At 64.8% G+C, this 2,650-nt stretch carries 2 protein-coding genes; both read left to right on the top strand.

Annotation, left to right across the window (positions count from 1 at the left end; genetic code table 11):
- The first annotated feature begins 117 nt into the window (after window positions 1–117).
- Window positions 118–1,638 (top strand): IS21 family transposase, encoded by a 1,521-nt coding sequence (gene istA, locus QN413_RS26850; protein ID WP_323499612.1) that lies wholly within the window; start codon window positions 118–120, stop codon window positions 1,636–1,638.
- Complete coding sequence (gene istB, locus QN413_RS26845) at window positions 1,628–2,455, top strand: IS21-like element helper ATPase IstB (protein WP_323499611.1); 828 nt, start codon at window positions 1,628–1,630, stop codon at window positions 2,453–2,455. Before istA ends, istB begins: the two co-directional genes overlap by 11 nt.
- Window positions 2,456–2,650 lie beyond the last annotated feature (195 nt).

The raw sequence follows: 2,650 nt of genomic DNA, 5'->3' as shown, positions 1-2,650 counted from the left end.
TGTTGGCGCCGACCGAGAATTGACCCACTTATGAGGGTTGTGCCGATCTCAAAGTGACCCGGGTGTTCAGCCTACCCTGCTGTTTTTTTGAGCAGCGGGGTATCAGGAGTGATTACCATGGCCATGATTGGCAAAGTGCTGCGGATGCACCGCCGCGACAAGAAGTCAGTGCGGGAGATCGCGCTGGCGACGAGCCTGTCGCGCAACACGGTGCGCAAGTACCTGCGCACCAACAAAGTCGAGGAGCCACGTCGAAGTCTGCGGGAGGAAGCGCCCATCAAACTGGCGCCGTTCGTCGAGGCAATCAAGCAGGCGCTGCTGGTCGACGCGCGCCGACCGAAGAAGGAGCGACGAACCGCCAAGGCGCTGCTCAAGCAGATCAGTGAGGCCGGATACGAAGGCGGTTACTCCCGCCTCACGGACTTCATCCGCGACTGGCGAGCGCAGCAAGGCGGCGTGGTCATGGGCAAGGCCTTCGTGCCGCTCGCCTTCGAGCTCGGTGAGGCGTTCCAATTCGATTGGAGCGAAGAGGGGATCGTGATCGGCGGCATCTACCGGCGGCTGCAGGTGGCGCACATGAAGCTGTGCGCGAGCCGTGCGTTCTGGCTGGTGGCGTATCCGAGCCAGGGTCACGAGATGCTGTTCGATGCGCACACGCGCAGCTTTGCCGCCCTTGGCGGCGTAGCCCGACGCGGCATCTACGACAACATGCGCACGGCCGTCGACAAAGTCTTGAAGGGCAAGGGCCGCGTCGTCAACGCGCGCTTCGCCGTGATGTGCGCGCACTACCTGTACGACCCTGACTTCTGCAACGTCGCCTCGGGCTGGGAGAAGGGAGTCGTCGAGAAGAATGTGCAGGACAGCCGTCGGCGCGTCTGGATCGACGCGCGGCAGATGCGCTTTGGCAGCCTCGACGAACTCAATGCCTGGGTGGGTGAGCGTTGCAGGCAGCTGTGGACCGAGGTCAAGCACCCCGAGCACAAGCAGTTCAGCGTCGCCGAAATGCTCGAACACGAGCGACTGCAGATGATGCCGATGCCGGCGGCGTTCGACGGCTACGTCGAAGAGGTGGCCCGGGTCAGCAGCACCTGTCTGGCGACGGTGGCACGCAACCGCTACTCGGTGCCGTGCGAGCTGGCCGGACAGATGCTCAGCACCCGGCTGTACCCGACGCGGGTCATGGTCGTAGCGGACGATGTGATCGTCGCCGATCACCAGCGGCTCATGGACAAGGGCAAGATCCGCTACGACTGGCGCCACTACATCCCGCTGCTCGAGCGCAAGCCGGGCGCGTTGCGCAACGGGGCGCCGTTCGCCGACCTGCCCGAGCCGTTGCAGAGAATGCGCCGAGCGCTGCTGCGCGAGACCGGTGGCGATCGGGTGATGGCCAAGATCCTGGCGCTGGTGCCCGGTGCCGGCCTTGACGCTGTGCTGGTGGCGGTCGAACTCGCGCTCGAAGGAACGCCGCCTTCGGGACGCGTGAGCATCGAGCATGTGATCAACGTGCTGGCGCGACTGAACGCGCCGGCGCGGCCGGCCAACGTCGTCACGACGCTGCAGATACTGACACCACCGATTGCAGACCCCGGGCGCTACGACCGGCTGCGCGACATCCAGGGGGTCGACCATGACGCGTGAGCCGAACGATTCCATCGTGGCCGACTTCAAGGCGCTGCGCCTGCACGGCATGGCCTCGACCTGGACCGAGCTGATCGAGCAGAACAACGGCGAGCTGGAAGGGTCGCGCTGGCTCGTCGAGCAGATGCTGCGCGCCGAGACCACCGAACGGGCGACGCGCTCGGTCAGTCACCAGATGAGCTCGGCGAAGTTCCCTGTGCATCGGGACTTGGCAGGCTTCGAGTTCGAGGTCTCGCCGGTGGACCGCAAGCTGGTGATGCAATTGGCCGAGACGACATTCACCGAGGCGGCGCACAACGTCGTTCTGGTGGGTGGTCCAGGAACCGGGAAGAGCCATCTGGCGACCGCTATCGGCGTAGCCGGCATCACACGCCACGGCAAGCGGGTGCGCTTCTACTCGACGGTGGACCTGGTCAACGCCCTCGAGCAGGAGAAGGCACAGGGCAAGGCCGGGCGCATCGCCGGCAGCATGCTGCGCCTGGACGCGGTCATCCTGGATGAGCTGGGCTACCTGCCCTTCAGCCAGGCTGGCGGGGCCATGCTGTTCCATCTGCTGAGCCGGCTGTACGAACACACAAGCGTGCTGATCACGACCAACCTGGACTTCGCGGAATGGTCCAGTGTGTTCGTAGACCCGAAGATGACGACGGCGCTCCTGGACCGGCTCACGCACCACTGCCACATCGTGGAGACCGGCAACGACAGCTACCGCGTCACGCAGGCCACAGCCAACTCGAAGCGGCGCATCAAGGCACGCGAGATCGAGCGCAAGGCGAACAAGACCTCGCCCGCACAACCACCGGCAGACTCAGCCTGAACTCGCCGAGCGCGGGGAAAGCCGCTACGGGCTACGCCCTTCGCGTCTTCCCCCGCGCCACATCACCAATGCGAACCGACGAGTGAAAGGAGGAAAGAGCTACAGTTATCCACAGCCGGCAGCTACAACGCCGGCACCCATTCCCGGGTTAAGTTGAGATCGGCAGGGTGGGTCAAGTTGAGATCGGCGCCGACA

Source organism: Variovorax sp. LG9.2 (assembly GCF_035018885.1).
In the GTDB taxonomy this organism is placed as follows: Bacteria; Pseudomonadota; Gammaproteobacteria; order Burkholderiales; family Burkholderiaceae_C; genus Variovorax.
This window is presented reverse-complemented; position numbering and strand designations above follow the sequence as displayed.

What these genes read in the sequence shown, in the direction of transcription:
- istA (WP_323499612.1), top strand. Translation starts at nt 118, where the DNA reads ATGGCCATGATTGGCAAAGTGCTGCGGATGCACCGCCGCGACAAGAAG.
- istB (WP_323499611.1), top strand. Translation starts at nt 1,628, where the DNA reads ATGACGCGTGAGCCGAACGATTCCATCGTGGCCGACTTCAAGGCGCTG.